General features: G+C 70.2%; 24 protein-coding genes. 11 read left to right on the forward strand and 13 right to left on the reverse strand.

Features of this window, described 5'->3' with window-relative positions; genetic code table 11:
* Nucleotides 1–20: 20 nt before the first annotated feature.
* From ACZ4TV_RS31155 to ACZ4TV_RS31170, 4 genes are all read right to left on the reverse strand, one after another.
* Nucleotides 21–665, reverse strand: a complete 645-nt coding sequence (locus ACZ4TV_RS31155) for a class I SAM-dependent methyltransferase (protein ID WP_468138515.1) — start codon at nucleotides 663–665, stop codon at nucleotides 21–23.
* Nucleotides 666–790: 125 nt separating this feature from the next.
* Nucleotides 791–1612 (reverse strand): GNAT family N-acetyltransferase, encoded by an 822-nt coding sequence (locus ACZ4TV_RS31160; RefSeq protein WP_468138516.1) that lies wholly within the window; start codon nucleotides 1610–1612, stop codon nucleotides 791–793.
* A 69-nt stretch (nucleotides 1613–1681) separates the two neighbouring features.
* A complete protein-coding gene (locus ACZ4TV_RS31165) occupies nucleotides 1682–1951 on the reverse strand; it encodes a protealysin inhibitor emfourin (protein WP_468138518.1) in 270 nt (89 codons plus the stop codon).
* 9 nt (nucleotides 1952–1960) lie between these two features.
* A complete protein-coding gene (locus ACZ4TV_RS31170) occupies nucleotides 1961–3034 on the reverse strand; it encodes a M4 family metallopeptidase (RefSeq protein WP_468138520.1) in 1074 nt (357 codons plus the stop codon).
* A 451-nt stretch (nucleotides 3035–3485) separates the two neighbouring features.
* Here ACZ4TV_RS31170 and leuA point away from each other — a divergent pair, with 451 nt between their 5' ends.
* The 6 genes from leuA (at nucleotide 3486) to ACZ4TV_RS31200 (ending at nucleotide 10602) form a co-directional block, all read left to right on the forward strand.
* Complete coding sequence (gene leuA / locus ACZ4TV_RS31175) at nucleotides 3486–5249, forward strand: 2-isopropylmalate synthase (protein WP_468138521.1); 1764 nt, start codon at nucleotides 3486–3488, stop codon at nucleotides 5247–5249.
* Between the two features lie 222 nt (nucleotides 5250–5471).
* On the forward strand, nucleotides 5472–6167 hold the full coding sequence (locus ACZ4TV_RS31180) for a TerB family tellurite resistance protein (RefSeq protein ID WP_468138523.1): 696 nt from the start codon (nucleotides 5472–5474) through the stop codon (nucleotides 6165–6167).
* Between the two features lie 547 nt (nucleotides 6168–6714).
* Nucleotides 6715–8316 carry a nucleobase:cation symporter-2 family protein gene (locus tag ACZ4TV_RS31185; protein WP_468138525.1) on the forward strand — a complete coding sequence of 534 codons (1602 nt, stop codon included), beginning with the start codon at nucleotides 6715–6717 and terminating at the stop codon, nucleotides 8314–8316.
* 106 nt (nucleotides 8317–8422) lie between these two features.
* Complete coding sequence (gene recO / locus ACZ4TV_RS31190) at nucleotides 8423–9169, forward strand: DNA repair protein RecO (protein WP_468138527.1); 747 nt, start codon at nucleotides 8423–8425, stop codon at nucleotides 9167–9169.
* Between the two features lie 12 nt (nucleotides 9170–9181).
* Nucleotides 9182–10009 carry an isoprenyl transferase gene (locus ACZ4TV_RS31195; protein ID WP_468138528.1) on the forward strand — a complete coding sequence of 276 codons (828 nt, stop codon included), beginning with the start codon at nucleotides 9182–9184 and terminating at the stop codon, nucleotides 10007–10009.
* A gap of 26 nt (nucleotides 10010–10035) precedes the next feature.
* The gene (locus ACZ4TV_RS31200) at nucleotides 10036–10602 is read left to right on the forward strand and encodes a YcxB family protein (RefSeq protein WP_468138530.1); all 567 of its coding nucleotides are present in this window, start codon (nucleotides 10036–10038) and stop codon (nucleotides 10600–10602) included.
* Here the strand turns inward: ACZ4TV_RS31200 and ACZ4TV_RS31205 are convergent.
* From ACZ4TV_RS31205 to ACZ4TV_RS31220, 4 genes are read right to left on the reverse strand one after another with little or no spacing between them, the layout of a single operon-like run.
* The gene (locus ACZ4TV_RS31205; RefSeq protein ID WP_078999356.1) at nucleotides 10599–11030 is read right to left on the reverse strand and encodes a Fur family transcriptional regulator; all 432 of its coding nucleotides are present in this window, start codon (nucleotides 11028–11030) and stop codon (nucleotides 10599–10601) included. The genes ACZ4TV_RS31200 and ACZ4TV_RS31205 overlap by 4 nt on opposite strands.
* Before the next feature lie 51 nt (nucleotides 11031–11081).
* Nucleotides 11082–11945: a metal ABC transporter permease gene (locus ACZ4TV_RS31210; protein WP_468138531.1), complete on the reverse strand. Its 864-nt coding sequence runs from the start codon at nucleotides 11943–11945 to the stop codon at nucleotides 11082–11084.
* Nucleotides 11945–12736 carry a metal ABC transporter ATP-binding protein gene (locus tag ACZ4TV_RS31215; protein WP_468138533.1) on the reverse strand — a complete coding sequence of 264 codons (792 nt, stop codon included), beginning with the start codon at nucleotides 12734–12736 and terminating at the stop codon, nucleotides 11945–11947. The genes ACZ4TV_RS31210 and ACZ4TV_RS31215 overlap by 1 nt, the downstream gene beginning before the upstream one ends.
* Before the next feature lie 29 nt (nucleotides 12737–12765).
* Nucleotides 12766–13764, reverse strand: a complete 999-nt coding sequence (locus ACZ4TV_RS31220; protein ID WP_468138535.1) for a metal ABC transporter substrate-binding protein — start codon at nucleotides 13762–13764, stop codon at nucleotides 12766–12768.
* Nucleotides 13765–13919: 155 nt separating this feature from the next.
* Between ACZ4TV_RS31220 and ACZ4TV_RS31225 the strand changes: the two genes are divergently transcribed.
* A complete protein-coding gene (locus ACZ4TV_RS31225; protein ID WP_468138536.1) occupies nucleotides 13920–15302 on the forward strand; it encodes a glycine--tRNA ligase in 1383 nt (460 codons plus the stop codon).
* Nucleotides 15303–15401: 99 nt separating this feature from the next.
* On the opposite strand, the gene ACZ4TV_RS31230 is transcribed toward ACZ4TV_RS31225, so the two are convergent.
* From ACZ4TV_RS31230 to ACZ4TV_RS31240, 3 genes are read right to left on the reverse strand one after another with little or no spacing between them, the layout of a single operon-like run.
* Nucleotides 15402–15995 (reverse strand): TetR/AcrR family transcriptional regulator, encoded by a 594-nt coding sequence (locus ACZ4TV_RS31230; protein WP_468138538.1) that lies wholly within the window; start codon nucleotides 15993–15995, stop codon nucleotides 15402–15404.
* 20 nt (nucleotides 15996–16015) lie between these two features.
* On the reverse strand, nucleotides 16016–17083 hold the full coding sequence (locus ACZ4TV_RS31235; protein ID WP_468138540.1) for an aldo/keto reductase: 1068 nt from the start codon (nucleotides 17081–17083) through the stop codon (nucleotides 16016–16018).
* A 54-nt stretch (nucleotides 17084–17137) separates the two neighbouring features.
* Nucleotides 17138–17482: a DoxX family protein gene (locus ACZ4TV_RS31240; protein ID WP_468138541.1), complete on the reverse strand. Its 345-nt coding sequence runs from the start codon at nucleotides 17480–17482 to the stop codon at nucleotides 17138–17140.
* 91 nt (nucleotides 17483–17573) lie between these two features.
* On the opposite strand from ACZ4TV_RS31240, the gene ACZ4TV_RS31245 reads away from it, so the two are divergent.
* Nucleotides 17574–18029: a MarR family winged helix-turn-helix transcriptional regulator gene (locus ACZ4TV_RS31245; RefSeq protein WP_468138542.1), complete on the forward strand. Its 456-nt coding sequence runs from the start codon at nucleotides 17574–17576 to the stop codon at nucleotides 18027–18029.
* Nucleotides 18030–18041: 12 nt separating this feature from the next.
* Here ACZ4TV_RS31245 and ACZ4TV_RS31250 read toward each other — a convergent pair whose 3' ends face one another.
* Nucleotides 18042–19490 carry an MFS transporter gene (locus ACZ4TV_RS31250; protein WP_468138543.1) on the reverse strand — a complete coding sequence of 483 codons (1449 nt, stop codon included), beginning with the start codon at nucleotides 19488–19490 and terminating at the stop codon, nucleotides 18042–18044.
* Between the two features lie 34 nt (nucleotides 19491–19524).
* On the opposite strand from ACZ4TV_RS31250, the gene dusB reads away from it, so the two are divergent.
* The 3 genes from dusB to ACZ4TV_RS31265 all read left to right on the forward strand — a co-directional run bounded on the left by dusB (nucleotide 19525) and on the right by ACZ4TV_RS31265 (nucleotide 25146).
* A complete protein-coding gene (gene dusB / locus ACZ4TV_RS31255) occupies nucleotides 19525–20685 on the forward strand; it encodes a tRNA dihydrouridine synthase DusB (protein WP_468138544.1) in 1161 nt (386 codons plus the stop codon).
* Nucleotides 20686–21049: 364 nt separating this feature from the next.
* Entirely contained in the window at nucleotides 21050–23758 is a 2709-nt protein-coding gene (ppdK, locus tag ACZ4TV_RS31260) for a pyruvate, phosphate dikinase (protein ID WP_468138545.1), read from the forward strand.
* 389 nt (nucleotides 23759–24147) lie between these two features.
* Complete coding sequence (locus ACZ4TV_RS31265; RefSeq protein ID WP_468138546.1) at nucleotides 24148–25146, forward strand: ArsR/SmtB family transcription factor; 999 nt, start codon at nucleotides 24148–24150, stop codon at nucleotides 25144–25146.
* Nucleotides 25147–25347: 201 nt separating this feature from the next.
* Here ACZ4TV_RS31265 and ACZ4TV_RS31270 read toward each other — a convergent pair whose 3' ends face one another.
* The gene (locus tag ACZ4TV_RS31270) at nucleotides 25348–26508 is read right to left on the reverse strand and encodes an alkaline phosphatase PhoX (protein ID WP_468138547.1); all 1161 of its coding nucleotides are present in this window, start codon (nucleotides 26506–26508) and stop codon (nucleotides 25348–25350) included.
* Nucleotides 26509–26521 lie beyond the last annotated feature (13 nt).

The following is a 26521-nucleotide window of genomic DNA, read 5'->3' on the forward strand; positions in this document are numbered from 1 at the left end:
CCGGTCACGGACAGGGCCTACTAGGCGAGTCGCCGTACCTTCAGCGCGTTGTCCGGGCGGGTCCCGGGCCGGCCGTCGGGCGCGGTCATGGCCTGTACGTGTTCCGCCGCGAGCAGGACCTCCCAGCGGCCCTCGGGCAGTTCCAGCTGGGCCAGGACCTCGTCCGGGGTCGGGAAGTGGATGTCCGCGAGCGCGCCCGGGTCCCACGAGGGGCCTCCCGCGTGGCCCGCGATCAGCAGGATCCCGCCGGGGGCCACGGCCGCCGCGGCCCGGCGCAGGATCCGCTCGCGGGGGAAGTCCCCGTACGAATGCAGGAAGCACGCGGAGACCAGGTCGAACTCCCCGGCGGGGAAGGACTCCGCGAGGTCGTGCCGCTGCCACTCGACGCTGCCGGCGAGCTCCTCCCCGTCGGCGTGCTCGGCCGCCCGCTCCAGGGCCACCCCGGAGATGTCGGTCCCGGTGACGCGCCAGCCCCGCCGGGCCAGCCACACCGCGTCGGCGCCCTCGCCGCAGCCGAGGTCCAGGGCGCGGCCGGGAGTGAGGTCCGCGACCTCGCGGACCAGGACGGCATTGGCCTTGCCGCTCCAGATGCGGTTGCTCTCGCGGTAACGGGAGTCCCAGAACTCCTCGCCCGCGGCGTGATCCTGGTGCTGGTGGTCGGACATGGGGGCCTCTTCCTGTACGGGTCTGCCGGTACGGCCGATGCTGCGCCGCTACCGCCGGCGCGGGCAAACTTCGTTGCCGTTCCGGCAAAACCCGTCAGGCATCCGGCGCCCTCCGGCCTCCGTCCTCAGGCCTGGGCCGGCGGCTCCGCGATCAGGGCCGTCGCCACCCGGCGGAAGCCGATGCGGCCGTAGATGCGTGCCACGTCCTCGTCGCCCGCCGAGAGGAAGACCGTACGCGCGCCCCGCGCGCGGGCCTCCGCGACCAGGGCCGCCGTGACCCCGAGGGCCAGGCCCTGGCGGCGGGCGGAGGGGAGGGTGCCGACGGCCACCACCTCGGAGACGTCCCCGACCGGGTTGTACGCCCCCGAGCAGAGCACCACCCCGTCCCGCACGGCCGCCGCCATGCCCATACGGCCGGCGGCCAGCATCCCGGAAATCCGGGCCCGGCGGGGCTCCGCCGACGGGTCCGCCAGCGCAGCGGCCAGCTCGTCCGGCCCGGCCTCGCCCACCGCCGTCCCCGGGGCGGAGAAGGCCAGCACCGGGACCGTCACCGCGGCCGCCAGCAGCGGGTCCTCCGGGCCGAGCAGCCGCACCTGCGGGTGCGGGGGCAGCTCTTCGGCGCTCTCCAGCACCATCAGCGGGTGCGCGTGGACGTACAGGCCCGCCGCCTCCACCGCGGCCCGCAGCGAGGGGCTGGTTTCGGCCACCCACTCGAAGGACTCGGGGACCCCCAGCTCCCGCTGACGGGCCAGCACCCGCAGCACATCGGCCGCGGTCGCGTCGGAGCCGCCGAGCGCGGGCCGCGCGTAGTACGGCCAGCCCGCGCCCTCCTGGACGAAGAGGGTCAGCGGCCCGAAGTCCTCGGCCCGGGCCCCGCCCACCCGCGGCACCGTGTCGTAGTACCGCTCCAGCTCGGACAACGTCGAATCGATCATGTGGTCGGTCATCGGGCCATCCAAGCAAAGCGGGCCGCGCCCGGGCACCTGCTTTCCGGCGCCCGCCTCAGGCGCCCGCCTTCAGGCGCCCTCCTTCAGAACGCGTGAGATCAGCGCCCGCTGGGCGTCCGAGAGGCCCGGCTCGTGGCAGGACACCGTCCGTCCGTCCACCGTGATCCGGTACGAGAACCCGTCCCGCACCCGGTCGGCCGGGTGGCCCGGCGGTCCGGGCCGCAGCGCGAGCTGGGCCAGGGCCCGCCACTCGTCCTCGTCCGGCCGGCCCGTGGTGTCCACCTCGGCCCGGCGCTCGATGCCCGCGAAGCCGCCCGTCCGTATCACCTGAATGCGCATGGAAGCCGTCTACCCCGCGAGCGGGACGCCCACCGCGGACCACGCCTTCTGAAGTGCCTGGTGCTCCGCGCCGCCGTCCCCGTACCGGGTCACGGCCGCCGCCGTCGAGAGCCGGGCGAAGTCCGCGAAGTCCGCGTTCGAGGCGAGCTCCCCGCCGGTCAGGGTGTCGTACCAGATCTGTCCGGCCCGCTCCCAGGCCTTGCCGCCCAGCTCGGTCGCCACGATGTAGAAGGCGTGGTTCGGGATGCCGGAATTGATGTGCACCCCGCCGTTGTCGCTGTGGGTGTCCACGTAGTCGTCCATCGTGCCCGGCTGCGGATCCTTGCCGAGCTCATCGTCGTCGTACGCGGTCCCCGGCGCCTTCATCGAGCGCAGCGCGACCCCGGTCACGTTGGGGCCCAGCAGCCCGGCCCCGATCAGCCAGTCGGCCTCCTCGGCCGTCTGTTCCAGCGAGTACTGCTTGATCAGCGAGCCGAAGACGTCCGACATCGACTCGTTCAGGGCGCCCGACTGGCCGTGGTACGTCAGATTGGCCGTGTACTGGGTGACGCCGTGGGTCAGCTCGTGCCCGATGACGTCCACCGACACGGTGAAGTCGAGGAAGAGGTCCCCATCCCCGTCGCCGAAGACCATCTGCTGCCCATCCCAGAAGGCGTTGTTGTAGTCCTCGCCGTAATGGACGGTCGCGTCCAGCGCGAGCCCGGCATCGTCGATCGAGCGCCGCCCGAAACCCTGCAGGAACAGTTCGTACGTCGCCCCGAGCCCCGCGTAGGCGCGGTTGACGGTGGCGTCCTTGCTCACGGGGTCCCCCTCTCCCCGGACCTTCCTCCCGGGCAGCCGGGTGCGGTGCTGGGCGTCGTAGACGGTCCGCCGCGGATCGTCGTCGGCGGTCGGCGCGCCGAGCGTGGGCACGATCCCGCGGACGGCGGTGACCCGGCGCCGGGTGCGCAGCAGGGAGTCGCGTTCGAGCGTGCGCTGCGCGAGGTCGGCGCGCCGGGAGTCCCCGGACCGGGCGGCCTTGTCGAGGAGGTGCGGGGGCACGACGGTGCAGAAGACGGGGTGATGAGCGTGGGAGGCATCCATGCCCGGCAATGTGGCACCGGGTGACGTGGTTGTCACTAGATGTATCCATGATTCATTCGGTTGTGTCACATGGGGATAGGGGTCGTGCTCCCGGCCGGATGGTGATCGAATGCCCGTCGTCGCCAGCGGTGATGAGGTGATCAGGCGATCGTACGTACGGAACCCCTCGTCATCGACGGATCGACCGGACTTCACGGGACGAAAGAGGTGTAGCTCACATTCGGTGCAAATCGGACCAGTGGGTCTTGCATACTGAAACGGTCCTCGCGTCACGGCGCGGCTCGGCTAGGCTCGGTCCATCATGCGTTTCGGGCTGCTTCTCCTTAGCTGCCGCGGCGAGGGTCTCTAGTCGTAGGCCGACCCCCTCCCCGCGGAGTCTGGTGTTGCGGATTTACGACCGCCGTCGGCCGTCCCAGCGAACTACACGCGGACACGCGAGGAGCCCTGCGCCATGAGCCAGCACACTTTTGTCGGTCGCCCCACGCCCATCACGAACGCGACCCACGCCCAGAAGCCCTCCGGGATGCCGATCCACAAGTACGGCGCGTACGAGCAGGTGGACATCCCGGACCGCACCTGGCCCGACGCCCGCGTCACCAAGGCTCCCCGCTGGCTGTCCACCGACCTGCGTGACGGCAACCAGTCGCTGATCGACCCGATGACCCCCGCCCGCAAGCGCGAGATGTTCGACCTGCTGGTGCGCATGGGCTACAAGGAGATCGAGGTCGGCTTCCCGTCCTCCGGCGAGACCGACTTCGCCTTCGTGCGCTCCATCATCGAAGAGGGCGCGATTCCGGACGACGTCACCATCTCCGTACTGACCCAGGCCCGCGAGGACCTGATCGAGCGGACCGTGGAGTCCCTGGTCGGCGCCAAGCGCGCCACCGTGCACCTCTACAACGCGACCGCGCCGACCTTCCGCCGGGTCGTCTTCCGCGGCTCCAAGGAGCAGATCAAGCAGATCGCCGTCGACGGCACCCGCCTGGTCATGGAGTACGCCGACAAGCTGCTGGGTCCCGAGACCGTCTTCGGCTACCAGTACAGCCCGGAGATCTTCACCGACACCGAGCTGGAATTCGCCCTGGAGGTCTGCGAGGCCGTCTGCGACGTCTGGCAGCCCGGCCCCAGCCGCGAGATCATCCTGAACCTGCCCGCCACCGTGGAGCGCTCGACGCCGTCCACGCACGCGGACCGCTTCGAGTGGATGGCCCGCAACCTGACCCGCCGCGAGCACATCTGCATCTCCGTCCACCCGCACAACGACCGCGGCACCGCCGTCGCCGCCGCCGAGCTGGCCCTGATGGCCGGCGCCGACCGCATCGAGGGCTGCCTGTTCGGGCAGGGCGAGCGCACCGGCAACGTCGACCTGATCACCCTGGGCATGAACCTGTTCTCGCAGGGCATCGACCCGCAGATCGACTTCTCGCAGATCGACGAGATCCGCCGCACCAGCGAGTACTGCAACCAGATGGAAGTCCACCCGCGCCACCCCTACGCGGGCGACCTGGTCTACACCGCCTTCTCCGGGTCCCACCAGGACGCCATCAAGAAGGGCTTCGACGCCATGGAGGCCGACGCGGCCGCCCAGGGCAAGACCGTCGACGACATCGAGTGGGCGGTGCCGTACCTGCCCATCGACCCGAAGGACGTCGGCCGCTCCTACGAGGCCGTCATCCGCGTCAACTCGCAGTCCGGCAAGGGCGGCATCGCCTACGTCCTGAAGAACGACCACAAGCTGGACCTGCCGCGCCGCATGCAGATCGAGTTCTCCCGGATCATCCAGGCCAAGACGGACGCCGAGGGCGGCGAGGTCACGCCGAAGGCGATCTGGTCGATCTTCGAGGACGAGTACCTGCCCAACCCCGAGAACCCGTGGGGCCGCATCCAGCTGCGCTCCGGCTCGACGGCGACCGACAAGGACGGCACGGACACGCTGACCGTCGAGGCGGTCGTGGACGGCGTGGACACCGTACTGAACGGCACCGGCAACGGTCCGATCTCGGCCTTCTTCGACGCGCTGGCCGGCATCGGCGTCGACGCCCGCCTGCTGGACTACACCGAGCACACCATGAGCGAGGGCGCCTCCGCCGTGGCCGCCTCGTACATCGAGTGCGCGATCGACGGCCGCGTCCTGTGGGGCATCGGCATCGACGCCAACACCACGCGCGCCTCCCTGAAGGCGGTCATCTCCGCCGTCAACCGCGCGGGCCGCTGACCCGCTCGTACGTGAACCCCCGTCCCTCCTCCCCGGAGGGGCGGGGGTTGCGCCGTCGGGGCCTCAGTGGGCCAGGTGGCCGCCGGGCCGCGCCGGGGGCGCAGATCGGCCAAGTCGCGGCCCCGGGACATGTTGTCTTGTCACACGACTGACGCTTCCTCATCGATGTGGCTAACATCACGCCAACCCGGCGATGTTGCCGGAAGGTTACGGAGGTGCGACGTGCTGCCAGTTCGGGGTGGGGACGGCCGGAAGCTGACGGTCTGGGGCATCCGTACCACCTGGAGCACCGTGGGTGACGGCGAGTTCTTCTGCCCGGCCTGTGGTGGAGACCGCAACTACCGCAGGCGCACCGGCCGACGCCGGTTCACCGTCCTCGGGGTGCCGCTGCTGCCCCGCGGGCAGGCCGGGCCGGTCGTGGAGTGCCAGGGCTGCCGCGCGCGCTTCGACACCGACGTCCTGGACCACCTCACCACCACCCGTTTCACGGCGCTCCTGCGCGACGCCGTGCACACCGTGGCGCTGGCCGTGCTCACGGCGGGCGGTACGGCCTCGCGCAGCGCGCTGGAGGCAGCGGTGTGCGCCGTACGGGCCGCGGGCTTCCAGGACTGCACCGAGGAGCAGCTGGAGTCCCTCGTGGAGGCGCTGACCACCGACGAGGGCCGACTCGGGCTGTACGACGTCCCGGAGTGCTGCGGGGCCGCGCTGTCGATCGAGCTCCACGAGGCCCTGGAACCGCTGGCCCCGCACCTGGCGGGCCCGGGGCGCGAGTCGATCCTGCTCCAGGGCGCCCGTATCGCGCTCGCGGACGGCCCGTACATCCCGGCCGAGCGCGAGGTGCTCGCCACCGTCGGCGCGGCGCTGCGGATCGACGCGGACGATGTGGCGCGACTCCTGTCGGCGGTGCGCGCGCCGTAGGGGTGTCCTGCCGCGCCGGCCGGGCGGGCCCGAGTCTGTCCGCGAAGCGTCCGAAACCGGCCCGGTCGACGTAACGATCCGGCCTCGCGCGGCCGAAATCGCGCCTTCCGCACGCCGGAGCCGACCGCTCCGGGAGCAGCGGCGTCCACCCCTTGGACGGTGCCGTGTCCATGCCGGCATGTGCCGAGCGGGACCGGCGCGGAGCGCATACCACCAGGTCACAGGCCCCTGAGTGAGTCGATGCGCAGTCGGCGGGCGCTCGCGTGCGGCCGTTCGCCTTACCCCTCCCCAGGCGCTGCCGCTACTGGAGGAACCACAAAATCGAGCCGCCCTGCGCGTCAACAATTTGTGGAAGTCGACGATATCTGTGAGGCCCCCCACAGGCGTTCAATTCCGGTCACACGCCGAGACGCCGCAGTTAACACAGCGCGGCTTCGATTCACGTGAACGCACTGACAACCCTGGCGGATCAACGGGTTAGCGACCCACTCCGGCCAGGGATAACCAGATCTCCTCTCACTTACCTACCTTGAAGGGCAAGGCTGAGATGGCACGTGTCGCCGCCCGGCTTTCCACCGATGGAGAGCAGAGCACGCACCCGGTCGACGAGGTGCTCCCCCTCCCCAAGCTCGCGCTGTACGGCTTCCAGCACGTACTCGCCTTCTACGCCGGCGCGGTGATCGTCCCGATCATCGTCGGCAACGCGCTGAAGCTGAGCCCTGAACAGCTCGTCTACCTGATCAACGCGGACCTCTTCACCTGCGGCATCGCCTCGATCATCCAGGCGTGGGGCATCGGCCGGATCGGTGCGCGACTGCCGCTGATCCAGGGCGTGACCTTCACCGCCGTCTCCCCGATGATCGCCATCGGCCTCGGTGCGGGGGGTGGGACCGCCGCCCTGCTGGTCATCTACGGCGCGGTCATCACCGCCGGTATCGCCACCTTCGCCTTCGCCTGGCTGCCCGCCAAGGCCTTCCGGACCGTCATGCGGCTGTTCCCGCCGGTCGTCACCGGCACGGTGATCACCGTGCTGGGCATCGTCCTGATCCCAGTCGGTCTCAACGACGCGGCCGGCGGCCTCGGCAGCCCCGACTTCGGCGACCCGAAGAACTTCGCCTACGCCGGTGGCACGATGCTCTTCATCCTCGTCCTGATGAAGATCGGCAAGCCGTTCCTCTCCAGCATCTCCATCCTGCTCGGCCTGGTCGTCGGCACCGCGGTCGCCTTCCTCCTCGGGGACGCCAAGTTCGGTGACGTGGGCAAGTCGGACTGGATCGGTGTCACCACGCCCTTCCACTTCGGCGTCCCGCAGTTCGAGTGGTTCCCGATCGTCCTGATGCTCATCGTCATGCTGATCACCATGGTCGAGACGACCGGTGACACCTACGCCGTCGGCGACATCGTCGGCAAGGACGTCGACAGCGAGACCGTGGCCCGCGCCCTGCGTGCCGACGGAGCCGCGACCGCCCTCGGCGGTGTCCTCAACTCCTTCCCGTACGTCGCCTTCGCCGAGAACGTCGGCCTGGTGCGCATGACGAAGGTGAAGAGCCGGTTCGTGGTCGTCGCCGCGGGCGTCTTCATGATCATCCTTGGCCTGCTGCCCAAGGCCGCCGCGATCGTCGCCGCCGTACCGCACGGCGTCCTCGGCGGCGCCGCGACCGTCATGTTCGCCATGGTCGCCCTGGCCGGTATCCAGACGCTGGCCAAGGTGGACCTCAAGGAGGAGAAGAACGCGCTCATCGTGGGCGTGTCCCTGGCCTTCGCCCTGCTCCCCGCGACGGTCCCGGTCTTCTTCACCAAGTACATGGACGCGGACCTGTCCTCGCTGCTCAACAGCGGTGTCACGCTCGGTGCCACGGCCGCCATCGTGCTGAACCTCGTCTTCAACGGTCTGGCCAAGGACGGCGCGAAGGACGGCGCCCACGTCGTCCCCCAGGAGCCGATCGCGGCCGCGGCCGCGGCCGCGACCGCGACCGCGACCGAGGCCAAGCCCGCGGCCGGGACCGAGTCCGGAACCGAGTCCGAGGCCGCGAGCGAGGCCGACGGCCCGGGCGACAAGGTCCCCGCGGCGGTCCCCGCCCAGGCGGCGTCCCCCGCCCCTGGGGCCGAGAAGGCGGACGACGTGGACGCCGCCCCGTCCGCTCCCTGATCCTCCCAAGCCTCCCAAGGGGTGGTGACCCCTCGCCCGGACCCCCCTCCGGGCGAGGGGTCAGTGCTGTCCCCGCGCGGGTCCCCGTACAGGCGACAATGGGCCCATGAGTCTGTTCCGCGACGACGGCATCGTGCTGCGCACCCAGAAGCTGGGTGAGGCGGACCGCATCATCACGCTGCTGACCCGAGGCCACGGCCGGGTCCGGGCCGTCGCCCGCGGGGTCCGGCGTACGAAGTCCAAATTCGGGGCCCGGCTGGAACCTTTCTCCCACGCCGACGTGCAGTTCTTCGCCCGCGGGAGCGAACTGATCGGCCGCAGCCTCCCGCTCTGCACCCAGACCGAGATCATCGCCCCGTACGGCAACGGAATCGTCACCGACTACGCCCGCTACACCGCCGGCACGGCCATGCTGGAGACCGCCGAGCGGTTCTGCGAGAACGAGGGCGAACCCGCCGTACAGCAGTACCTGCTGCTCGTCGGCGCCCTGCGCACCCTCTCGCGCGGCGAACACGAGCCGCACCTCATCCTCGACGCCTTCCTGTTGCGCTCCCTCGCCGTCAACGGCTACGCGCCCAGCTTCGAGGACTGCGCGAAGTGCGGGATCCACGGCCCCAACCGGCACTTCTCCGTCGCCGCGGGCGGGGTGATATGCGGCGACTGCCGGGTGGCCGGCAGCGTCGTACCCTCGTCTGAGGCCATCGCCCTGCTCAGCGCCCTGCTGACGGGCGACTGGGGGTACGCCGACGCGTGCGAGGCGCGCCACGTGCGGGAGGGCAGCGGGCTCGTCTCCGCCTATTTGCACTGGCATCTCGAGCGCGGGCTACGCTCCCTGCGATACGTCGAGAAATAGGAGCTGGACCACATGGCACGACGCGGGATTCTGGGGCGCTCTCGCCGCGAGTACAAGGTTCCCGAGCCGCACCCGTCCGGTGAGCGCCCGCCGAAGATCCCCGGCGAGCTCGTCCCGAACCACGTCGCGGTCGTCATGGACGGCAACGGCCGCTGGGCCAAGGAGCGCGGCCTGCCGCGCACCGAGGGCCACAAGGTCGGCGAGGGCGTCGTACTGGACGTGCTCAAGGGCTGCCTGGAGATGGGCGTCAAGAACCTCTCCCTGTACGCCTTCTCGACGGAGAACTGGAAGCGCTCGCCCGACGAGGTCCGTTTCCTGATGAACTTCAACCGCGATGTCATCCGGCGCCGCCGCGACGAGATGAACGAGCTGGGCATCCGCATCCGCTGGGTCGGCCGCATGCCGAAGATGTGGAAGTCGGTCGTCCAGGAGCTCCAGGTCGCTCAAGAGCAGACCGTCGACAACGACGCCATGACCCTGTACTTCTGCGTGAACTACGGCGGCCGCGCGGAGATCGCGGACGCGGCGCAGGCGATCGCCCGCGACGTGGCGGCCGGCAAGCTGGACCCGTCGAAGGTGAACGAGAAGACCTTCGCGAAGTACATGTACTACCCGGACATGCCGGACGTGGACCTGTTCCTGCGGCCGAGCGGCGAGCAGCGCACCTCCAACTACCTGCTCTGGCAGAGCGCGTACGCGGAGATGGTCTTCCAGGACGTGCTGTGGCCGGACTTCGACCGCCGCAACCTCTGGGCGGCGTGCCTGGAGTACGCCCAGCGCGACCGCCGCTTCGGCGGCGCGGTACCGAACCAGCCGGAGGGCCCCGGCTCGGCCGGCTGACCGCCCTGCCCCTAAGATCCCCGCTCATGGACGACATGGGTGGGGATCCGCTGTTCCGCATACACGAGTCGGCATCGGCGGGGCAGGCGGTCGAGCTCCGCTACAGGCCGACGACGACGGACATGGCCGAGGCGTTGCGCGCCCGCAACAGGACCCGTGCCGGGCGCCGCCAGCGTCGGCCGTTCGTCCTCGTGAGCCTGCTCGGTCCGGTGCTGGTCGCTGTGCTGATCGCGCAGGACGGGGGCACGACACCCGTGACGACGGGGCTGCTCGCGGGGGTCGTGTTCTGCTGGGCGTACGTGCTCTTCGGCCACCGGATGCTGGCCCGGGCCTACCGGGGAGCGCTGGACGCGGCGGGTGACTGCCGGACGGTCCTCGACGGCGACGGGGTGGCCGTAGCCGGGACCCTGGCCTCCTCGTACCACCAGTGGGCCGCCCTGGCCTACTACGCCGAGACGCCGGCGCACTTCGCGGTGTTCTCGGGTGACAAGCAGGCCGTCATGGTGTTGGTGCTGCCCAAGCGCGGCCTCGCCGCCCCCGCGGACGCGGACCGGCTGCGGGCGATCCTGGACCGCAACCTGACCCGGGTCTAACCGGCGGCGGCCGCGCAGTCGGCGCAGGTGCCGAAGATCTCCACCGTGTGGGCCACGTTCACGTAGCCGTGCTCGGCCGCGATGGACTCCGCCCACTTCTCCACGGCCGGGCCCTCCACCTCGACGGCCTTGCCGCACTTGCGGCAGACCAGGTGGTGGTGGTGATCCCCGGTGGAGCAGCGGCGGTAGACGGACTCGCCGTCGCTGGTGCGCAGCACGTCGACCTCGCCGGCGTCCGCGAGCGACTGGAGGGTGCGGTAGACGGTGGTCAGGCCCACGGAATCGCCACGGTGCTTGAGCATGTCGTGGAGTTCCTGGGCGCTGCGGAACTCGTCCACCTCGTCCAGCGCCGCCGCCACGGCCGCCCGCTGCCGGGTGGATCGTCCTCGTACTGGCGCGGTATTCATCTCGCCAGGCGCAGTCGCCACCGGTTCCTCCTCGTATCGGCCTGCCGCCATTGTGCCAGGCGGCCGAGACCCCTAGACCTTCACGTCGTCCCGCGTGCACACGTCCTCGGCGGCGCGGGCCGCTTTCGCCCGGCGCCGGGCCAGGGGGGTGGAGAGGGCCGTCAGCACCATGAAGACGCCGATCGCGAGCAGCACGATCGTGGCGCCCGACGGCGCGTCGATGTAGTACGTGGCCGCCGTGCCGGTCACCGAGACGGTGAGGCTGAGGGCGATGGCCAGGCCCAGCGTGGCGGCGAAACCGCGGGTCAGCCGCTGGGCGGCCGCGACCGGGATCACCATCATGGCGCTGACCAGCAGCAGGCCCACGATGCGCATGGCGACGGTGACGGTGACCGCGGCGGTGATCGCGATCAGCAGGTTCAGGGCGCGTACGGGCAGGCCGGTGACCCGGGCGAACTCCTCGTCCTGGCAGACGGCGAAGAGCTGCCTGCGCAGGCCGATGGTGACGGCGAGGACGAAGGCGGCGAGGAGCGCCATCGCGATGACGTCCTCCGGGGCGACCGTGGTGATCGAGCCGAACATGGCGCTGAGGAGCCTGGCCGTGGAGCCGCCGCCCGCGCTGATGATCATCACGCCGCCGGCCAGGCCGCCGTAGAAGAGCATGGCGAGCGCGACGTCCCCGCTGGTCTTGCCGCGGGAGCGGATCAGTTCCATGCCGACGGCGCCGACGACGGCGACCAGCGTGGCCATCCACACCGGGCTGGTGTTGAGCACGAAGCCGAGGGCGACGCCGGTCATGGCCACGTGGCCGAGGCCGTCGCCCATGACGGCCTGGCGGCGCTGGACGAGGTAGGTGCCGATGGCGGGAGCCGTGATGCCGACGAGCGCGGCGGCGATCAGGGCCCGCTGCATGAAGGCGTAGTTCAGGAGGTCCATCAGCTCAGCAGTCCCGTCCGCAGGGGCTCGGCGTCGTGCGCCGCGTGGGGGTGTACGTGGTCGTGGCCGGGCAGGGCGTGCTGGCCCACGGCCTCCGGGGGCGGGCCGTCGTGCACGACGCAGCCGTCCCGCAGGACGACGGCCCGGTCGATCAGGGGCTCCAGCGGGCCCAGCTCGTGCAGGACGAGGAGGACGGTGGAGCCGGCGGCGACCTGCCGGCGCAGGGCCTTCGCGAGGACCTCCTGGTTGGCCAGGTCCACGCCCGCCATCGGCTCGTCCATGATCAGGAGTTCCGGCTCGACGGCGAGGGCCCGGGCTATGAGCACGCGCTGGTGCTGGCCGCCGGAGAGGGCGCTCACCGAGACGTCGGCGTGCGTCTCCATGTCGACGAGGGCCAGCGCGCGCTCGACGGCGGCCCGGTCGGCCTTGCGCAGGACGCCGAAGCGGGAGCGGGCGAGCCGGCCGGCGGAGACGACCTCGCGGACGGTGGCGGGGACGCCACTGGCGGCGGTGGTGCGCTGCGGGACGTACCCGATGCGAGCCCAGTCCCGGAAGCGCCCGAAGTCCGTTCCGAAGAGGGAGAGGGCGCCGGCGGTCAGCGGGACCTGGCCGACCACGGCGCGTACGGCCGTGGACTTGCCGGAGCCGTTGGCGCCGAGCAGCGCGACGACCTCACCGCGACGGACGGTGAGGTCGATCCCGCGCAGCACGGGGCGAGAGCCGAGCGAGGCCTTGGCCCCGCGCAGGGATATGACGGGCTGGTCATCTGCCTGTCGGGGCGTGGACTGCATGGCTCGCGCCTCCGTTGCTGGTACTGCCATTACTTGCTACCGAGTGCCTTCTGGAGGTTCTTCAGGTTGGACCGCATGACCTCGAAGTAGTCAGTGCCCTGGGACGTGCCGGTGATTCCCTCGAGCGGGTCGAGGACGTCGGTCTTCAGACCGGTGTCCGCCGCGAGGGTCTTGGCCGTCTTGTCGCTGGCCAGGGTCTCGAAGAACACCGTGGTGACATTCTCCTTCTTCGCGATCTCCTGGATCTCCTTGACCCGGGCCGGGCTGGGCTCGGACTCGGGGTCGAGGCCGGAGATGCCCTCCTGGTCCAGGCCGTAGCGCTCGGCGAGGTAGCCGAAGGCGGAGTGCGTGGTGATGAAGGTCCTGGTGCCCGTGTTCTTCAGGCCGTCCTTGAACTCGGTGTCCAGCGCGGTCAGCTTGGCCACGAGCTCGTCGGTGTTCTTCTTGTAGTCCGCGGCGTGGGCGGGGTCGGCCTTCTCCAGCGCCTTGCCGACGCCCTGGGCGACCTCGGCGTACTTGGACGGGTCGAGCCAGACGTGCGGGTCGGTGGCGGCCTCGCCCTCGGCGTGCTTCGCCTCGCCCTCGGCGGCGTGGTCATCGTGACCCGCCTCGCCCTCGTGGCCGTGGCCGGCGTCGTGGCCGGAGGCGCCGTGCGACTCCAGCTTGGTGAGGGTCGCGGCGTCGACGACGTTCTTCACGCCGGACTGGGCGATGGCCTTGTCGACGGCGGGCTGCAGGTCCTTGAGGTAGAGGACGACGTCGGCCTCGCCGAGCTGCGCGGTCTGCTTGGGGGTTATCTCCAGGTCGTGCGGTTCCACGCCCGGCTTGGTCAGGGCGTCGACCTTCACGTGGTCCTTGCCGATCTGCTCGGCCAGGAACTGCATCGGGTAGAACGACGCCGTCACGCCGAGCTTGCCGTCCTTGCTGCCGGTGGCTTCGCCGGCTCCGGAGCAGGAGGTCAGGGCCGTGGCGCCGAGGGTGACGGCTCCGGCGAGGGCGGCGGTGGGTATCAGGCGTCGTACGTTCATGACATCCATTTTCATCAAAGATGGAAACGATTGTCAAAAAACCAGGTGAGAGCGCTGGGCGCGCGGCCGTGGAGGGGGATCCGATTTGAAAGGGGGGGTGCGGGCGCCGGTAACCTAAAGACTTCGCCGTTCGTCCTCGTAATGAAGAGAGCACCGTGGCCGCCGACAAGATCGACACCATCGTCAGCCTGAGCAAGCGCCGTGGCTTCGTTTTCCCGTGCAGTGAGATCTACGGCGGCTCCAGGGCTGCCTGGGATTACGGTCCGCTGGGTGTCGAGCTCAAGGAGAACATCAAGCGCCAGTGGTGGAAGGCGATGGTCACCGGGCGTGAGGACGTCGTCGGCCTCGACTCGTCCGTGATCCTGGCCCCCGAGGTGTGGGTGGCCTCCGGTCACGTCGCGACCTTCTCGGACCCGCTGACCGAGTGCACCGCCTGTCACAAGCGCCACCGCGCGGACCACCTCGAAGAGGCGTACGAGGCCAAGCACGGCCGCCCGCCGCTGGGCGGCCTCGCCGACATCAACTGCCCCCACTGCGGTGTGAAGGGCCAGTTCACCGAGCCCAAGCAGTTCTCCGGCATGCTGGAGACCCACCTCGGCCCGACCCAGGACAGCGGTTCCAAGGCCTACCTGCGCCCCGAGACCGCCCAGGGCATCTTCACCCAGTTCGCCCAGGTGCAGACCACCTCCCGCAAGAAGCCCCCCTTCGGCATCGCGCAGATGGGCAAGTCCTTCCGCAACGAGATCACCCCGGGCAACTTCATCTTCCGCACGCGCGAGTTCGAGCAGATGGAGATGGAGTTCTTCGTCAAGCCCGGCGAGGACGAGCAGTGGCAGGAGTACTGGATGCAGGAGCGGTGGAACTGGTACCGCGACCTCGGCATCCGCGAGGAGAACATCCGCTGGTACGAGCACCCGAAGGAGAAGCTGTCCCACTACTCGAAGCGCACCGCCGACATCGAGTACCGCTTCAACTTCGGTGGCAATGAGTTCTCCGAGCTCGAGGGCGTGGCGAACCGCACCGACTTCGACCTCAAGGCCCACTCCGCCGCCTCCGGCCAGGACCTGACCTACTTCGACCAGGAGGCCGGCGAGCGCTGGACTCCGTACGTCATCGAGCCCGCGGCCGGTGTCAACCGCGCCATGCTGGCCTTCATGCTCGACGCGTACGTCGAGGACGAGGCCCCGAACGCCAAGGGCGTCATGGAGAAGCGCACCGTGATGCGCCTCGACCCGCGCCTGGCCCCGATCAAGGTCGCCGTCCTGCCGCTGTCCCGCAACCCGCAGCTGTCGCCGAAGGCCAAGGGCCTCGCCGCTGACCTGCGCAAGAACTGGAACATCGAGTTCGACGACGCGGGCGCCATCGGCCGCCGCTACCGCCGCCAGGACGAGATCGGCACGCCGTTCTGCGTCACCGTCGACTTCGACACCCTGGACGACAACGCGGTGACCGTGCGCGAGCGCGACACCATGAAGCAGGAGCGCGTCTCCCTGGACCAGATCCAGAGCTACCTCGGCAGCCGCCTGCTCGGCTGCTAGGTTCCGCCGTACCAAGACCGGTGGCCCGGTGCGCACGCCGCGCACCGGGCCACCGGCCTTTTGCCCGGCTGGAAGCTTCCGGACAGGCCGGGTCCGGCGTCAGGCGCGCAGACCTCGGATGATCAGAGCGGTGACCGCCTCGAACTCCGTGAGGATCGTGGGCGAGAGCCAGTCGGCGGCGTACTGGGGATCGTGGAAGCGGCCGGTGGCATCGAAGACGGCGCGGGCGGCGGCCGGCACGTCCTCGGCGGCGAGCGTGCCCGCCTCGACCCCCTCGGCGATGATCCGGGCCAACTGGTCGATCAGCTCGGTCAGGTGGGTGTCCACCACGTCGCTGTTCTCGGCGAGCAGCACCGTGTACGTGGCGAACAGCTCCGGGTCGTCGCCCGCCTTGTGGCGCTTGGCCTCGAAAAGTGCCTCCAGCCACGCCTCCAACTTGGAGGGGGCGCTCTGGGCGGGCGCCGAGGCGATCTCCTCCAGCATGACGACGCTCTTGGCGAGCCAGCGGTCCGTGACGGCCTCGCGCAGCGCCGCCTTCGAAGGGAAGTGCCGGTAGACGCTGCCGTGGCTGACGCCCAGGGCGCGGGCCACGTCCACCACGGTCGCCTTGGTGGGGCCGAAGCGGCGCAGCACCTCCTCGGTGGTCTCGAGGATGCGCTCGGGGGTCAGGGGTTCGGCGGCAGCGGGAGGCATGCGACGACCGTACCGCCAGCTCAGCGCTCGCTGTCGAGGTGGGCCATCTGGGCCGCCGGGTACCGCTCTCCGGCCGCGGCCCCGGCGGGCACGGCTTCCTCGATCGCGGCCAGGTCCCTGCCGCTGAGGGTTATGTCGATGGCACCCAGTGCCTCGGCGAGCCGGTCCCGCCGCCGGGCGCCGACCAGCGGCACGATGTCGACGCCGTGCAGCGGGCCCCGCGAGAGCACCCAGGCGATGGCGGTCTGGGCGACGCTCACACCCTTGTCCTCGGCGACCTCGCGCAGAGCGTCGACCAGGTCGAGGTTCCGGTGGAGGTTGCCGCCCTGGAAGCGGGGGCTCATGCCGCGGAAGTCGCCCGGGGCCAGCGCGCGGTCGCGGGTGAAGTGACCGCTGATCAGGCCGCGGGACAGCACCCCGTACGCCGTGATGCCTATGCCGAGCTCGCGCGCGGTCGGCAGGATCTCGTCCTCGATCCCGCGGGAGATCAGCGAGTACTCGATCTGGAGGTCGCAGACCGGGGCCACGGCGGCGGCCCGGCGCAGGGTGTCCGCGCCGACCTCGGAGAGGCCGATGTGGCGCACGTGCCCGGCCTCGACCGCCTCGGCGATGGCTCCGACCGTCTCCTCGATCGGCACGTCCGGGTCCACACGGGCGATCCGGTAGATGTCGATGTGGTCCCGGCCGAGCCGCTGGAGCGAGTAGGCGAGGAAGTTCCTGACGGCCTCGGGCCGGCCGTCGTAGCCGGTGAAGCCGCCCTCGACCGTGCGCAGGGCGCCGAACTTGACGCTGGTCAGCGCCTTCTCGCGGGCAGCGGCCGGCGCGGTGCGCAGGGCTTCGGCGATCAGCAGTTCGTTGTGACCCATGCCGTAGAAGTCGCCCGTGTCGAGCAGCGCCCCCGCGCCGTCGGAGGCCGCGTCCAGATAGGCGTGGATCGTGGCGATGGACTCGGCGCGGTCGGCTTCCCCGTAGAGGGCGGACATCCCCATGCAGCCCAGCCCCAGCGGGAAGACGGTGGGGCCGGTGCTGCCGAGGGTGAGGGTGCGGTGGACGGCGGTCGCGGTGGTGGTGCTCTCGTTCTTCGTCATGAAACGAGAGTGGCATGACGAGTGACAGATTTCAATATCTGTCACTCGTCAGTGTCAGGAGAGGCTCCGCAGGACGAGGGCCGCGGCCGCGACCGCGGCCAGGACGGCGGCCGGGGCGAGCTCGTAGTCCTTGACGCGGAGGTGGCTGATGACCGCGCCGACGAAGTAGAGGGTCACGCCGATGGCCGCGGCGATGCCGAGCGGAGTGATCCACAGACCCGCGACCAGGCCGATCGCGCCGGCGGCCTTGAGGGTGGCCAGGCGTGGCAGCCAGGAGTCCGGGACCTCGACCTTCCGCATGCTCGCGACGATCTGGTCGTTGCGCTGGAGCGTGAAGGTGGCGGATGCGGTGAGGACGAGGGCGAGCAGTCCGCCGACGACGGCGTAGGCGATGAACATGAAGAACTCCAACAGTCGGTGATGTAAAACCATTGAATACCATCAACGATCTGCCAAGAGCAATGATTCCTCGATTGCTACGATGTGGACCATGACGGCAGATCAGGACGGATCGCACCCACCGCAGCGGCTGGGCCTGCTGCTGGCCTGGCACGGATCGGTCACCCAGACCCGGATGAAGAGGGCGCTCAGCGCGGCCGGGCTCACCCCGCGGCACGCCATGACCCTGATGCACCTGGCAGGCGGCCCCATCAGCCAGCGGGCGCTCGCCGAGCGGCTGGAGGTGGACCCGAGCGTGCTCGTCGGGATCCTGAACGACCTGGAGGGCGAAGGCCTGGCCGAACGCCGCCGGGACCAGGCCGACCGCCGTCGTCACAACGTGGCCATCACCGACGCCGGCGAAGCCGTCCTGCGCACGACGAACGCCGCCCTCGACGAGGTCGAAGGCGGCATCTTCGCGGGACTGTCGGCGCAGGAGCGCGGCCTCCTGCGCGATCTCCTCGACCGGGTCAACACCTCGGCCGAGGACTTCACCTGCGACGAGTAGCCGCGGTCGGCGTCACGCGCGTGGGGAACCCGTCGCCGCGGAAGGGCTGACGGGCTCCTCCAGCGTGCGGGCCGTACGCTCCGCCGTCGCACGGGCCCAGCTGCCGCTCGTCGCCGCGCCCACGACCAGGACCAGCAGACCGCAGACGGAGATGATCCACCAGGCCGGCTGGGCCGCCGTGGAGAAGTCGGAGCCGCCCGCCAGCCCGGCCGCCAGGACGGAGCCGATGACCGCGACGCCCAGGGTGCCGCCCGTCTGCCGGCTGGTGGAGGCGATGGCGGCCGCGACACCCGCCTGGGAGCGCGGCATCCCGGACACCGCCGTATTGGTGATCGGCGCGTTCACCATGCCGAAGCCGAGCCCGAACAGCACGTACCCGGTGAAGAGCAGCGGAGTGGACGTCTCCGCCTGGAAGAGGGCGAACAGCAGCCCGCTCGCCGCCATCGCCACACCCGCGATCAGCAGGCAGATCCGGGGCCCCCGGGAGCCCACCAGCCGCCCCGCCAACGGCGCGAAGAGGACGGTCAGGGCCGCCATCGGCAGCATGTAGAGCCCGGCGCGCAGGGCGCTGAGCCCCCGTACGTCCTGGAGGTAGAGCGTGTTCAGGAAGAGGAAGCCGGCCAGTCCCGCGAAGGCGCTGATCGCGATCACGGTCGACCCGCTGAAGGGCGCACTGCGGAAGAACCGGAGGTCGATCAGCGGCTCCGGGCACCGGGGCTCGTAGACCAGCAGCCCCACGAACGCGCCGACGGCCACCACGGCGCATCCCATGATCAGCGGCGAGTGCCAGCCGGCGGTCGGCGCCTCGATGATCCCGTACGTCAGACTGCCGAGCAGCGCGATGATCAGCACCTGCCCCACCGGGTCCGGGCGGCGCGGCCGGGCGGCCCGGGACTCGGGGATGTGGCGCAGGGTCAGCGCGAGTGCCGCCAGGCCGATCGGCAGGTTGATCAAGAAGATCGAGCGCCAGCCCACGGAGTCCACGAGCACCCCGCCGATCAGGGGCCCCGCGGCCATCGAGACCCCGCCGACCGCCCCCCACACGCCGATGGCCCGGGCCCGCTCGGCGGGATCGGTGAAGGTGTTGGTGATGATCGACATCGCTACCGGGTTGAGCATGGCGCCGCCGACCGCCTGGACCATCCGGAAGACGATGAGCCAGTCGAGGCTGGGGGCGAGCGAGCACATCAGGGAGCCGACGGTGAAGGCCACCAGGCCGGCGACGAACACCTTGCGACGGCCGATCCGGTCGGCGGTGGAGCCCGCGAGCATCAGCAGCGAGGCCAGGACGAGCGTGTACGCGTCGATGGTCCACTGCAGTCCCGCGACCGAGGCGTCCAGGTCACGGCGCATCGAAGGGAGCGCGACGTTGAGAACGGTGTTGTCGAGGCTGACGATCAGCAGGCTCATGCAGCAGATCGCCAGGACGAGCGTGCGCTGCCGGGGACTCGGCTCGATCATGCCGCCGATGCTACGTCCGCCCCACCCCCTCGGCATGCGGGACAATGGGCGGATGACCACGCTCCCTCCGCCTCTCGCGATCGGCCCGCACACCGTGCAGCCGCCGGTGGTGCTCGCGCCCATGGCCGGCATCACCAATGCCCCGTTCCGTACCCTCTGCCGGGAGTTCTCGGGCGGCAAGGGGCTGTTCGTGAGCGAGATGATCACGACACGCGCCCTGGTCGAGCGCAACGAGAAGACCATGCAGCTGATCCACTTCGACGAGACCGAGAAGCCTCGCTCGATTCAGCTGTACGGGGTCGACCCGGCGACGGTCGGCAAGGCGGTCCGCATGATCGTCGAGGAGGACCGCGCCGACCACATCGACCTCAACTTCGGCTGCCCCGTCCCCAAGGTGACCCGCAAGGGCGGCGGCTCGGCCCTCCCGTACAAGCGCAACCTGCTGCGCGCGATCCTGCGCGAGGCCGTCGGCGGCGCCGGCGACCTGCCGGTGACCATGAAGATGCGCAAGGGCATCAACGACGACCACCTCACCTACCTCGACGCCGGCCGGATCGCCGTCGAGGAGGGGGTCACCGCGATAGCCCTGCACGGGCGGACCACCGCCCAGCACTACGGCGGCACCGCCGACTGGGACGCCATCGCGCGGCTCAAGGAGCACGTGCCGGAGATCCCGGTGCTCGGCAACGGCGACATCTGGTGCGCCGAGGACGCGCTGCGCATGGTCCGCGAGACCGGCTGTGACGGCGTGGTCGTGGGCCGCGGCTGCCTGGGGCGGCCGTGGCTGTTCAACGACCTGGTGGCGGCCTTCGAGGGGCGGCCCGAGGACTTCCACAAGCCGACGCTGCGCGAGGTCGCGGCCACCATGCACCGCCACGCACAGCTGCTGGGGGAGTGGATCGGCGACGAGGCGCGCGGGGTGATCGACTTCCGTAAGCACGTGGCCTGGTACCTCAAGGGCTTCTCTGTCGGGTCCGAGATGCGCAAGAAGCTCGCGGTCACCTCTTCCCTGGCCGAGCTGAACGCTCATCTGAGCGAGCTGGATCTGGATCAGGGGTGGCCCGAGAGCGCGGACGGCCCGCGGGGCCGGACGTCCGGAAACAACCGAGTTGTCCTGCCGGACGGCTGGTTGAAGGACCCCTACGACTGTGCCGGTGTGAGCGAGGACGCCGAACTGGACACCTCCGGAGGCTGACAAATCGCCCTCCGTGGCGCGTGATATACGCCACGCATGGGAGGGGTTTCGCTCAGATGAGCACTAAAGTCACGGGTAAGACTTTCAAAGGGTGGCACTGGGTGCCACCCTTTGTGCGTTCAATACTTGAACACAAATGTATCGATGATCGCTCATCCGAGCGTGATCAGGCGCCAGGAGGCCCCTCTTCCTTCGGCTTGTGAAGGCTCTTCGTACTTTCTGATTACCCATGAGTTACTTTCGATCTGCTGGCGCACGGGTGGTTACAGCCGTATGACGACCAAGTGGACGTACCCAGAAGCCTTCGATCTGGGTATGTTCCTGGCCGTCAGGGCAGCCACCGAGCCTCGAGGAGTCGAGACCCGTGTCGGAAAACAAAGATCAGAAGTTCGTCTACGACTTCACCGAGGGGAACCGCGACCTCAAGGACCTTCTCGGCGGCAAGGGAGCCAACCTCGCCGAGATGACCAACCTCGGTCTCCCGGTCCCTCCCGGCTTCACCATCACCACCGAGGCCTGCAAGGTCTACCTCGAGAGCGGCACGGCCCCGGCCGCGCTGCGCGAAGAGGTCAGCGCCCACCTTGCGGCCCTCGAGGCGAAGATGGGCAAGAAGCTCGGCCAGTCGGACGACCCGCTCCTGGTCTCCGTGCGCTCCGGCGCCAAGTTCTCCATGCCCGGCATGATGGACACCGTCCTGAACATCGGTCTCTCCGACGAGTCCGTGACCGGCCTCGCCTCGCAGGCCGGTGACGAGCGCTTCGCGTGGGACTCGTACCGCCGCCTCATCCAGATGTTCGGCAAGACCGTCCTCGGCGTCGACGGCGAGCTCTTCGAGGACGCCCTCGACGAGGCCAAGGCCGCCAAGAAGGTCACCGTCGACACCGACCTCGACGCCGCCGACCTGAAGAAGCTGGTCAAGCTCTTCAAGAAGATCGTGGCGAAGGAAGCCGGCCGCGAGTTCCCGCAGGACGCCCGCGAGCAGATGGACCTCGCCGTCGAGGCCGTCTTCAACTCGTGGAACACCGACCGCGCCAAGCTCTACCGCCGCCAGGAGCGCATCCCCGGCGACCTGGGCACCGCCGTCAACATCTGCTCCATGGTCTTCGGCAACCTCGGCCCCGACTCCGGCACCGGCGTCGCCTTCACCCGCGACCCCGCCAGCGGCCACCAGGGCGTCTACGGCGACTACCTGCAGAACGCGCAGGGCGAGGACGTGGTCGCGGGCATCCGCAACACCGTGCCGCTCGCGGACCTGGAGGCCATCGACAAGGCCTCCTACGACCAGCTCATGACGATCATGGAGACGCTGGAGACCCACTACAAGGATCTCTGCGACATCGAGTTCACCATCGAGCGCGGCCAGCTGTGGATGCTCCAGACCCGCGTCGGCAAGCGCACCGCGGGCGCGGCCTTCCGCATCGCCACCCAGCTCGTCGACCAGGGCCTGATCGACGAGGCCGAGGCCCTCCAGCGCGTCAACGGCGCCCAGCTCGCGCAGCTGATGTTCCCCCGCTTCGACGAGAACGCCAAGACCGAGCTGCTCGGCCGCGGCATCGCCGCCTCCCCGGGCGCGGCGGTCGGCAAGGCCGTCTTCGACTCCTACACGGCCGTCAAGTGGTCCCGCTCCGGCGAGAAGGTCATCCTGATCCGCCGCGAGACCAACCCGGACGACCTGGACGGCATGATCGCCTCCGAGGGCATCCTGACCTCGCGCGGCGGCAAGACCTCGCACGCGGCCGTCGTCGCCCGCGGCATGGGCAAGACCTGTGTCTGCGGCGCCGAGGAGCTCGACGTCGACACCAAGCGCCGCCGGATGACCGTGGGCGACACGGTCATCGAGGAGGGCGACGTCGTCTCCATCGACGGCTCCACCGGCAAGGTCTACCTCGGTGAGGTACCGGTCGTACCCTCCCCGGTCGTCGAGTACTTCGAGGGCCGCATGCACGCCGGCGCCGACGACGCCGACGAGCTCGTCGCCGCCGTGCACCGGATCATGGCGTACGCGGACCGGGTCCGCCGGCTGCGCGTGCGCGCCAACGCCGACAACGCCGAGGACGCGCTGCGCGCGCGCCGCTTCGGCGCGCAGGGCATCGGCCTGTGCCGCACCGAGCACATGTTCCTCGGTGAGCGCCGTGAGCTGGTCGAGCGCCTGATCCTCGCCGACACCGACGGCGAGCGCGAGCAGGCACTCAGCGCCCTGCTGCCGCTGCAGAAGAAGGACTTCGTCGAGCTGTTCGAGGCGATGGACGGGCTGCCCGTCACCGTCCGGCTCCTCGACCCGCCGCTGCACGAGTTCCTGCCCGACATCACCGAGCTGTCGGTACGCGTCGCCCTCGCCGAGTCCCGCAAGGACGCCAACGAGAACGACCTGCGCCTGCTCCAGGCCGTGCACAAGCTGCACGAGCAGAACCCGATGCTGGGCCTGCGCGGCGTCCGCCTCGGCCTGGTCATCCCCGGCCTCTTCAAGATGCAGGTCCGGGCGATCGCCGAGGCCGCGGCCGAGCGCAAGAACGCCAAGGGCGACCCGCGCGCCGAGATCATGGTCCCGCTCGTGGGCACCGTCCAGGAGCTGGAGATCGTCCGCGAGGAGGCCGACCAGGTCATCGCCGAGGTCGAGGCCGCCACCGGCACCAGCCTCAAGCTGTCCATCGGCACCATGATCGAGCTGCCGCGCGCCGCGCTGACGGCCGGGCAGATCGCCGAGGCCGCGCAGTTCTTCTCCTTCGGTACGAACGACCTGACCCAGACGGTGTGGGGCTTCTCCCGCGACGACGTCGAGGCCAGCTTCTTCACCGCGTACCTGGAGAAGGGCATCTTCGGGGTCTCGCCCTTCGAGACCATCGACAAGGACGGCGTCGGCACGCTGGTCCGCAGCGCCGTACAGGCCGGCCGGGCCACCCGCCCCGACCTCAAGCTCGGCGTCTGCGGGGAGCACGGCGGTGACCCCGAGTCCGTCCACTTCTTCCACGAGGTCGGCCTCGACTACGTCTCCTGCTCGCCCTTCCGGATTCCGGTGGCGCGCCTGGAGGCCGGTCGCGCGGCCGCCGAGGCGAAGGGCAGCGACAGCCGCTGACCCCCGGCCGCGCGAGGGGCCCCCTGGACCGCGCCTGCCCCCGGGTTCCCTGACTGCCCGTGGGGCGGGCGCGCCTCATTTTTTTGTTGTTCAACAAACCTTTACGCCAGCAGGCGGTGGACGGATCCCCACCCGTCCACCGCCGCTGTCATTCTGCCGGGCACGTCGGCGCTTCCCGGTGCGACCGACCGCCAGGCCCCGCAAAGCCCCCCACGGCCTTCACGGAGCGTTTCGGTCGCACTGGAGTGTGCCCGGCGGAGTACAGGATTTCGGTTGTCACGCCTCTGCCGAAAGGGGTTTCAACTGTGGCCGAAAGGGCGTGGTGACCACGTGTGACGGCATGCATACTCATGGGGCGGGGGGATTGCGGTTGCACAGGTGGGGGTTCGGTGCTGCGTATCCATTTCACTGGAGTGGACCTGGCACGCGTACGGATGGCAGGGCGTCCCGATGCGTTGTGGGAAACGATTCTCAGCTTTCACCGCTTAAGAGACCGGCGCGATGCCCGGTTGTTCGGTGAATGGCGTACGGAAACCCGGAGCAGGTTGAATAGTGAAACACGCACGCTCGGTATGCTCATACCGAGTCGCGGTTATTTCCCCGATTTCCTGACCCCCGTGGAGGGGCAGTACGGGTGGGACGTGGGCCTCGACGCGCTGCGCGGGATCCGTCCCGATCGTATGCGGCGCGAGCTGCAGCTGCTCGGGGCCGGTGCGCCGATGACGCCGCGGCTACGGGAGTTCATGGACGGCGGCGGCAAGCACCTGCCCAGGCTGCTGGGCGAGCTGCGGGCGTACCACCGGGCGGCCGTGGAGCCGTACTGGACGCACATCCAGGCCCAGATCGAGGCCGAGCGGGCCGCACGCGGCCGGGCCCTGCTGGACGGGGGCGCGGACGAACTGCTGGACTCGCTGCCGCCGATGCTGCGCTGGCGGGCTCCGGTGCTGGAGTGCGACTACCCCGTGGACCGGGACGTACGGCTTCGGGGGCGCGGGCTGCTGCTCCAGCCGTCCTTCTTCTGCCGGCGCACCGCCGTGACCCTGCACGACCCGGAGCTGCCGCCGGTGCTGGTCTATCCGGCCGCCGCGCAGCTGGCGTCGGCGCCGGGGGGCGGGGATGCGGCCCGGCCGGTGGAGGAGCAGCGCCAGCGGACCCTGGGCAAGCTGGTCGGGCACACCCGGTCGGTGGTGCTGCGGGCCATAGGGGACGGGGCGACCACCAGTGAGCTGGCCCGGCGGGCCGGGGTTTCGCTGGCCTCCGCGAGTCAGCACGCCTGCGTGATGCGGGAGGCGGGGCTGGTGACGACGCTCCGGCACGGGAACGCGGTGCTGCACACGGTGACTCCGCTGGGTGCCGCCTTGCTCAAGGGTGGTGCCGTGGCCTCATGACGGGCCGCACCCCCGACGGGCCGCACCCCGGCGGGGCGGACCCGTCGGGGTGCGGTCGGTGGTGCGGCGCGGCGCCGTTTCCTGGGGCTCCGCCCCAGACCCCGCGCCTCAAACGCCGGCGGGGCTGAAAGATCGGGGCTCCGCCCCGGACCCCGCGCCTCAAACGCCGGCGAGGCTGAGTTTGCCCGGCGGGGTGGGGGGTCAGACTCGGAACGGGCCCGTTACCTCGTAGGTGATGCCGCCCGAGGAGCTGCCGCTCGTGCCGCGCTGGCTGGAGAAGTAGAGCCGGTTGCCGGCGGGCGAGAAGGCCGGGCCGCAGATCTCGGAGGAGGACTGGCCCGTGATCCGCAGGAAGGGCGCCACCACGTCGTCCGGGGTGATCAGGCAGATCTCCATGTTGCCGCCGTCCTCGGCTATGTAGAGGTCGCCGTACGAGGACCCGGTGACGTTGTCCACGCCCGTCAGCGGAGCCGCGCCGCCGGGGACGAGGGAGTCGTCGTAGGCCAGCTCGTAGGTGTTGGTGGCGACGTTGAGCTGCCAGACCCGGTTGTCGCCCTTGGTGGTGAACCACACCGTGTCGTTGGCGTAGTGGCAGCCCTCGCCGCCGTTGAACTTCTTCGCGCCCGAGACCTGGCTGCGGGTCGCGGTCGGGGAGCCGTCCGGGTCCGGCACGTTGGCCCAGGTGAAGGAGCCGGAGGTGGCCGTGCCGGCCTTGAGGACCTGGAGGGTGCCGGAGGAGAGGTTGCCCCAGGTCGTGGGGACGAAGCGGTAGAAGCAGCCGCTGGAGTCGTCCTCGGTGAGGTAGATGACCTTGCGGACCGGGTCGGCGGCCGCCGCCTCGTGGTTGAAGCGGCCCATCGCGGAGCGCCGGACGGCGGCGTTCACGCCCCACGGGTCGGTCTCGTACACGTAGCCGAGGCTGACCTCCTCACAGGACAGCCAGGTGTTCCAGGGCGTCGCGCCGCCCGCGCAGTTCCGGTTGGTGTTGGACAGGATCCGGTAGGCGGAGGTGATCGAGCCCGACGAGTTGAACTTCACCGCGCTCGCGCCGCCGGTGGAGGAGATCTCCGAGTTGGAGACGTAGATCCAGCCCGTGCCGTCGGCGAAGCAGGCGCCGCCGTCGGGAGCGCTGTGCCAGGTGTACGAGGTGCCGCTGACGGTCTGGCCCGAGCGGGCGATCACCCGGCTGGTGAAGCCGCTGGGGAGCATGATGCCGTTCGCGTCCGCGGCGCCGAGCGCTCCGTAGGGTCCGGCACCGGGCTGGGCGGGCGCCGCGTAGGCGGCCCCGTGCATCAACGTGCCGCCGAAGGCGGCGGCCGACGAACCGATCACTGCGCCGCGCAGGAAGGTACGACGTTCCACGGTCACTCCTGTG

The sequence above is a fragment of the Streptomyces sp. NPDC028910 genome (assembly GCF_055564955.1).

Coding starts and splice junctions, on each gene's coding strand:
- ACZ4TV_RS31210 (WP_468138531.1), bottom strand. CDS start 11,945: ATGGACCTCCTGAACTACGCCTTCATGCAGCGGGCCCTGATCGCCGCC.
- ACZ4TV_RS31170 (WP_468138520.1), bottom strand. CDS start 3,034: ATGGATGCCTCCCACGCTCATCACCCCGTCTTCTGCACCGTCGTGCCC.
- ACZ4TV_RS31235 (WP_468138540.1), bottom strand. CDS start 17,083: ATGACGAAGAACGAGAGCACCACCACCGCGACCGCCGTCCACCGCACC.
- recO (WP_468138527.1), top strand. CDS start 8,423: ATGAGTCTGTTCCGCGACGACGGCATCGTGCTGCGCACCCAGAAGCTG.
- ACZ4TV_RS31240 (WP_468138541.1), bottom strand. CDS start 17,482: ATGTTCATCGCCTACGCCGTCGTCGGCGGACTGCTCGCCCTCGTCCTC.
- ACZ4TV_RS31160 (WP_468138516.1), bottom strand. CDS start 1,612: ATGACCGACCACATGATCGATTCGACGTTGTCCGAGCTGGAGCGGTAC.
- ACZ4TV_RS31230 (WP_468138538.1), bottom strand. CDS start 15,995: ATGCCTCCCGCTGCCGCCGAACCCCTGACCCCCGAGCGCATCCTCGAG.
- ACZ4TV_RS31215 (WP_468138533.1), bottom strand. CDS start 12,736: ATGCAGTCCACGCCCCGACAGGCAGATGACCAGCCCGTCATATCCCTG.
- dusB (WP_468138544.1), top strand. CDS start 19,525: ATGCGGGACAATGGGCGGATGACCACGCTCCCTCCGCCTCTCGCGATC.
- ACZ4TV_RS31250 (WP_468138543.1), bottom strand. CDS start 19,490: ATGATCGAGCCGAGTCCCCGGCAGCGCACGCTCGTCCTGGCGATCTGC.
- ACZ4TV_RS31245 (WP_468138542.1), top strand. CDS start 17,574: ATGACGGCAGATCAGGACGGATCGCACCCACCGCAGCGGCTGGGCCTG.
- ACZ4TV_RS31185 (WP_468138525.1), top strand. CDS start 6,715: ATGGCACGTGTCGCCGCCCGGCTTTCCACCGATGGAGAGCAGAGCACG.
- ACZ4TV_RS31165 (WP_468138518.1), bottom strand. CDS start 1,951: ATGCGCATTCAGGTGATACGGACGGGCGGCTTCGCGGGCATCGAGCGC.
- ACZ4TV_RS31155 (WP_468138515.1), bottom strand. CDS start 665: ATGTCCGACCACCAGCACCAGGATCACGCCGCGGGCGAGGAGTTCTGG.
- ACZ4TV_RS31200 (WP_468138530.1), top strand. CDS start 10,036: ATGGACGACATGGGTGGGGATCCGCTGTTCCGCATACACGAGTCGGCA.
- leuA (WP_468138521.1), top strand. CDS start 3,486: ATGAGCCAGCACACTTTTGTCGGTCGCCCCACGCCCATCACGAACGCG.
- ACZ4TV_RS31195 (WP_468138528.1), top strand. CDS start 9,182: ATGGCACGACGCGGGATTCTGGGGCGCTCTCGCCGCGAGTACAAGGTT.
- ACZ4TV_RS31220 (WP_468138535.1), bottom strand. CDS start 13,764: ATGAACGTACGACGCCTGATACCCACCGCCGCCCTCGCCGGAGCCGTC.